4 protein-coding genes are annotated in these 6,205 nt (G+C 71.7%); 1 reads left to right on the forward strand and 3 read right to left on the reverse strand.

The window, feature by feature from the left end:
• Nucleotides 1-285 precede the first annotated feature (285 nt).
• Entirely contained in the window at nt 286-2,280 is a 1,995-nt protein-coding gene (locus A3IC_RS53930) for an ATP-binding cassette domain-containing protein (protein WP_205353696.1), read from the forward strand.
• Nucleotides 2,281-2,402: 122 nt separating this feature from the next.
• Here A3IC_RS53930 and A3IC_RS0112140 read toward each other — a convergent pair whose 3' ends face one another.
• The 3 genes from A3IC_RS0112140 to A3IC_RS0112150 form a co-directional block, all read right to left on the reverse strand.
• A complete protein-coding gene (locus A3IC_RS0112140; RefSeq protein ID WP_020550322.1) occupies nt 2,403-3,551 on the reverse strand; it encodes an Rv3169 family protein in 1,149 nt (382 codons plus the stop codon).
• 184 nt (nt 3,552-3,735) lie between these two features.
• Nucleotides 3,736-4,665 carry a 3-oxoacyl-ACP reductase gene (locus A3IC_RS0112145; protein WP_020550323.1) on the reverse strand — a complete coding sequence of 310 codons (930 nt, stop codon included), beginning with the start codon at nt 4,663-4,665 and terminating at the stop codon, nt 3,736-3,738.
• Nucleotides 4,666-4,813: 148 nt separating this feature from the next.
• Entirely contained in the window at nt 4,814-5,917 is a 1,104-nt protein-coding gene (locus A3IC_RS0112150; RefSeq protein WP_020550324.1) for a Zn-dependent alcohol dehydrogenase, read from the reverse strand.
• Between the last annotated feature and the right edge of the window lie 288 nt (nt 5,918-6,205).

The raw sequence follows: 6,205 nt of genomic DNA on the forward strand, positions 1-6,205 counted from the left end.
CGGGCCGCGTCTGCTCCCGCCGAAGGCGCGGCGGAGGGGTCGCCCGCCGAGACACCCGTGGGCGATCCGGATCGGTTCGAGATGGCCTCGGCCGTGGGTCCGGCCGATGCGCCGCCGAGCGGTGGGGACGCGACGGGGCGTACGCCCCCACGGCACCGGCGACGGGCCGCTGCCGGGCGCACGGGCGACCCCGGGAGCCTCACCCCCGCGACGCTCACCCCCGCGACCGGCGCGACCCGATCGTGGCGACGCCGGGTGGGAGGAGCGCGTGGTGTCGATGGTGGCGTGGTGGAGTCGGGGGGCTGCGCCGACGGCTCCTCGGCGGGGCGGCGGAGGCGGCGGCACAGTGCCGGGCCGTATGGGGGTGGGCTGCGGGCCGGGCAGGCCCTGTTGGTCGAGCTGTTGCGTGCGCGGCGGGAGCCGTTGGCGCATGTGCTGGGGTGGTCCGTGGCGGAGGGGATTCCCGCGCTCCTATCGGGTGCGTTGCTCGCCGCCGCGCTCGATCGCGGGTTCCTGGCCGGCCGGCTCGGTGTCGGGTTCGTGCTGCTCGGCATGCTCGCGCTGGCGATGCTGATCCGCGCCGCCGCCACGTACGCGATGTTCCCGCACCTCGCCGCCGTCGTGGAGCCGATCCGGGACACCCTGGTACGCCGGGTGGTGGCCGAGGCGGTGCTCGACGCGACGTCCGGGCGACCGGGCGCGGGGCGGCACGCCGAGGCGGCGGTGGCCCGGCTGACCGAGCAGGTCGAGAGTTGCCGCAACCTGACCGCCTCGCTGCTGCGTACGCTGCGCCAACTCGGCGTGACGATCGTGGCCGCGCTGCTCGGTCTCGCCGTCCTCGCACCGCTCCTGCTGCCGCTCGTGCTGATCCCGCTGAGCCTCGCCGCGTGGTTGTTCGTACGCCTGTTGCCTCCGCTGGCCCGGCGCCGGCGTGCGTTGGTCCTGGCCGACGAGGAGATCGCCGCCCGCACCGGCCGGACCGTGGCCGGGCTCCGGGACGTGGTCGCGTGCGGCGCGCAGGACCGCGTGGTGGCCGAACTCGGCGCCGCCGTGGACGCCCAGGCACGCGCCGCCAAGCTGCTCGCCCGTGCCTCCTCGGTGCGTCTGCTGGTGGTCGCCCTCGGCGGCCAACTCCCGCTGCTGGCCGTGCTGATCGCCGCGCCCTGGCTGGTCCGGCAGGGCACCTTGAGCACCGGCGAGGTGGCGGGTGCCGCGCTGTACCTGGCCCAGCACCTGGAGCCCGCCGTGCGCGCCGCGACCGCGACCGTGGGCGGTTGGTTCCTGGAGCTGCTCGTGGTCGCCGGCCGCCTGGCCCAGACGGGGGCGGCGGCCCCCGCGTCGATCTCCGCCACCCGCAGCGCGCCCGACGCGGCCGGCCCCGACGACTCGCACGCCTCGACCACCCCCAACGCGCCGGACCCCCCGGCCACTCCGAGCACTCCGAACGCCCCGAACACCCCATCCGGCCTGATCCTGAACAACGTCACCTTCGGCTACGGCCCGTACGCCGAGCCGGTCGTCCGTGACCTGTCGATGACCATCACGCCCGGATCACACCTGGCCGTGGTGGGCCCGAGCGGCATCGGCAAGTCCACCCTCGCCGCACTGCTGGCCGGTCTGCTGCCCCCGGATCAGGGCACCGTTGCGCTCACCGACACACCACTCGCCGACGACGCCCCACCCGCAGAAACCCCGCACACCGACCACACCGAGTCCCCCGTGCCACGCGGCACCATCGCGGTGGTCCCGCAGGAGGCATACGTCTTCACCGGTTCCGTACACGAGAACCTGAGCTACCTCGACCCGGACGTCACCCGCGCGGCGTTGGACCGCGCGGTTCGCCTGGTCGGCGCGACCGAACTGGTCGCCCGGCTCGGCGGCTACGACGCACACATCGCCGACCCGGGCACGCTGTCCGCCGGGGAGCGCCAACTCATCGCGCTGGCCCGCACGTACCTGTCCCCCGCCCGCTTCGTGATCCTCGACGAGGCCACCTGCCACCTGGACCCACCCGGCGAGGCGCTCGCCGAGGCGGCGTTCGCCACCCGCGCCGGCGCGCTGGTGGTGATCGCGCACCGGATCGACTCGGCGCGGCGCGCGGACCGCATCCTGCTCATGGACGGCAATCGGCCGATCCTGGGCACACACCACGAACTGCTCGCCGAATCCCCGCTGTACCGCGACCTGGTGGGCGCGTGGGAGCACCGCCCGAGCGACCCGGTCGGCTGGTTCGAGCGCAAGCCCGCCCGGGTCGAGGAGGACGCGCAGGACCGGGTCTGAACCGCCCGAGCGAAAGGACGCACCGGGCACGGCCCCGAACCGGGCCGGATCGGATCGGGTCCCAACCGGGTCCCAACCGGATCCGAACCGACCCGATCGCGCGCGCCCTCGGGCGGTCGGTGTCACGCGCCGTCGAGCATCTCCGTGAATCCATACGGCCGATGCGGACCGAAGAACAACTGCTCGACCACACCCACCCCGACACGACCGGCGCCGGTCAGCTCGGTGACCCGGATCACCTGCTGCTGGTGCTGACGGTCGAACCGGAGCGGGTCCACCTTGTCCAACTCCCAGCTCTCGTAACCGACTTCGAGCTCACCCTGCCAGACCGCGTGGCCCCACTCGGAGTGCAGGTAGCCCAGGCCCGCGAGCAGCCCGCGGGTGCCGATCGGCTCGATCCGGTACGCGAACGGCTCGCCCGCGCCGTCGAGCATGTGGAACTCGCCGCCCTGGATGCGGCGGGTGCCGGGGACCCAGGTGAGCGCGTGGTGATGCGGCGTCAACTTCTCGAACGCGGGCTCGTCCTCGGGCACCGGAACGGCCGCCGGGTCGGGCAGCGCGCCCAGCGGCGTCGCGGCCACCCGCTTGCCGTCCACGTGGTACATGTGCCCGTCCGCGCGCTCGAACGAGGCCCACAGACTGACCTCGTCCGCCCAGTGGATCGGCGTCCACAGCCACAACATCGGGTTGAACGGCTTGGGCGCGCCGCCCTCGCGCTCACCGACCGGCCGTACGCCCCACGAGCGGTCCCGGGTGCCGAGCGTGGTCGCCGGGTCGATCTCCAGGACCCGGCCGCCGGGCAGCGTCACCGTGCCCGACCACACGCCGAGTTGGGTCAGTCGGGTCGAATCCATGATCACGTGGTGCCCGTTGCGGGTGGTGGTGCGCTCCTCCTCGATCGCGGCGGCGCGCGCCGTGAAGGTCAGATCGCAACCCAGCCCGTGCTCGTTCGGCTCCACATACACCCGCAACACCTTCAGCGGCGTGCGCACCTCGATGCCGACCGGCCCGACGGTGAGATCGAAGCGGTCCAGCGGCGCCCGGCGGGACGCGTGCAGGCTGTGCTGGACTCCGTCCACGCTGATCGTGAAGTGCGCGTCGGCGACGAACCGGTTCGGGTACAGGCCGTGCGAGAACGCGAAGTAGAAGGCGCCGTCGCGGTCGTAGCCGTTGAACCAGTAGCGGTCGTACGCGTTGCGGTCCGAGGTGGCGGGCGTGGCCACCGGCTCGGGGGTCTGGTGGATCGGGAAGTCGTCGGCGGAGGTCAGCACGGGGAACCCCTTCTTGATGCGGTACGGGGAGCGACCCCTCGTACCCGCGGCCGGCGGGCCGCGGCCCGATCGCGGCGATCCGCAGGAAGCCCCTGCGCGGGCCGCGTCACGACACGTGTCAACGGTGCGGGCGAAAGGCGGGGCCGAAGGTGATTCCGCCACCCTCGGCCCCGCGGATCCGGAATCAGCGCGGGTCGCGCTTGAGGAAGAGCAGGTCGTCGGCGGTGTAGCCGGCGCCCAGCTTCTTGTCCGCGTAGTGCGCCGAGAGCACCTGGTCCAGCTCGTCCGGCGTGAAGGTGGCCTGCTTCGAGTCGAACTTGGCCTGGAGCGTGGGCCGTTCGATCACCGCGACGAAGCCGCCGTGCACCACGAACGCCTGGCCGGTGACCTGCTCGGCGGCCGGGCTGGCCAGGTAGGCGACCAGCGGCGCGACGTGCTCGGGCGCCAGCGGGTCCATCTCGCCCTCGGCGATGTTGTTCGCGCTCTCGCCGAACACGTGCGTGGTCATGCTGGTGCGCGCCCGCGGGCAGATCACGTTGGCCCGCACCCCGTACTTGACCAGTGCGTTCGCGGTGGACATGGTCAGGCCCACGATCGCGGACTTGGCCGCGGCGTAGTTGGGTTGCCCGGCGGAGCCGGCCAGCCACGCCTCGGACGCGGTGTTGATCACCCGCGCGTACACCGCGCCGCCGCTCGCCTTGGACTTCTCCCGCCAGTACTTCGAGGCGTGGTGGGTGGTGTTGAAGTGGCCCTTGGCGTGCACCGCCAGGACCGAGTCCCACTCCTGCTCCGTCATCGAGAAGATCATCCGGTCGCGCAGGATGCCCGCGTTGTTGACCACGATGTCGATCGAGCCGAAGGTGTCGATCGCGAGCTGGATCAGCTTGCCGGCCGCGTCGAAGTCGGAGACGTCGCCGCGGTGTGCGGCGGCCTTGCCGCCGGCCGCGACGATCTCGGCGACGACGTCGTCGGCCGGGTTGGGGCTGCCTTCGGGGGCGAAGTCGTTGATCACGACGGCCGCGCCCTGCTTCGCGAGTTCGAGGGCTTCGGCGCGGCCGAGGCCGCGGCCGGCGCCGGTGACTACGGCGACCTTGCCATCCAGCGACGTGGTCATGCGGTAACTCCCGTGGGATCGGTGGCTTTTGCTGCGGTCGCGTGTTGGTTGGCCCGGGCATTGGTGTGCCCACCCGCCCACCTGTTGCGTCAGGTGGGCGGGCTGCGGACTACGGCACCGCGTGCTTCGGGTTTCGGGTGCTGCTTGCTCAGAGGGTGACGATGGTGCGGATCGACTCGCCGCTCTTCATCAGGTCGAACGCGTCGTTGATGTTGGCGAGGGTGAGGCGGTGGGTGATCATCGCCTCCAGGTCGAGTCGACCGGCGCGCCACAGCTTGGTGATCCGCTCGTACTCGGTGACGATGTCGCCACCGCCGTAGATGCTGCCGATGATGCGCTTCTGGTCGAAGAACAGCTCGAACATGTTGAACGAGACGTTGTCGTCCATCGCGCCCGCGCCGACGATGATCACGTCGCCGCCGCGGCGGGTGAGGTCGTACGCGCTGCGTGCGGTGAACGACTTGCCGACCACCTCGAAGACGTAGTCGAAGCCCTGACCGGCGGTCAGGTCGCGCTTGGCGTCCGCGGCCTGGTCCGGGGTGATCGCGTGGGTGGCGCCGAACTTCTTGGCCCACACGTGCTTGGACTCGGCCGGGTCGATGGCCACGATCTCGGCGGCACCGGCCGCGCGCAGACCCTGGATCACCGCGATGCCCACGCCGCCGGCGCCGATCACCGCGCAGGACGCGCCCGGCTCGATCCGCGCGCTGTTGAACACCGCGCCGACGCCGGTGGTGACACCGCAGCCGATCAGCGCCGCGATCTCGTACGGCACGTCGTCGGCGACCTTGACCGCGCACGGCGCGGCGACCACGACCTCCTCGGCGAAGGTGCCGGTGCCGGTGAAGCCGTACGACGGGGTGCCGCCGAAGGTGAAGTTCTGGGTGCCGGCGTTCATGAACCCGGCCAAACACAGGTTGGACTGGCCGCCGCGGCAGTAGTTGCAGACACCACAGGGCGGTGCCCAGCAGATGATCACCCGGTCGCCGACCGCGACGGTGGTGACGCCGTCGCCGACCGCGACGGTGGTGACGCCGTCGCCGACCTCGACCACCTCGCCGGCACCCTCGTGGCCGGGAACGAACGGCGCGGGCTGGGGCAGCACGCCGGTCATCGCGGACAGGTCCGAGTGACACACGCCGGTCGCGTGCAGCTTGACCCGCACGCGTCCCGGGCCCATGCCCACGGCCTCGACGTCATCACGAACGTCGAGCTTGTCCTGGCCGGTCTCGTGCAGAACCGCTGCGCGCATGGGGGCTCCCTCGTCTTTCCTCGAACCAATACTTGGCCCGGTCAAGAACTATAACTTGTTCTCGTTTTGACTCAAGACCAATGACACAGTCAAGGTATCCGCACCCGAGAGAAGGCGAAAGCCATCCGCCCCCGGACAAGGCAAGGTCACACCTGCTTGTTGGGCGCCTTCGGCGCCGGCTCGCGAGGCACCGCCTTTTTCTCTCCCCCGCTTCGCTCCTCCGAGAAAAAGGCGGCCCCTCGCTCGGGACTTCGTGTCCCTCCGCTTCGCTCCGGGCCACGAAGTCCA

Source organism: Embleya scabrispora DSM 41855 (assembly GCF_000372745.1).
Taxonomy (GTDB): Bacteria; Actinomycetota; Actinomycetes; order Streptomycetales; family Streptomycetaceae; genus Embleya; species Embleya scabrispora.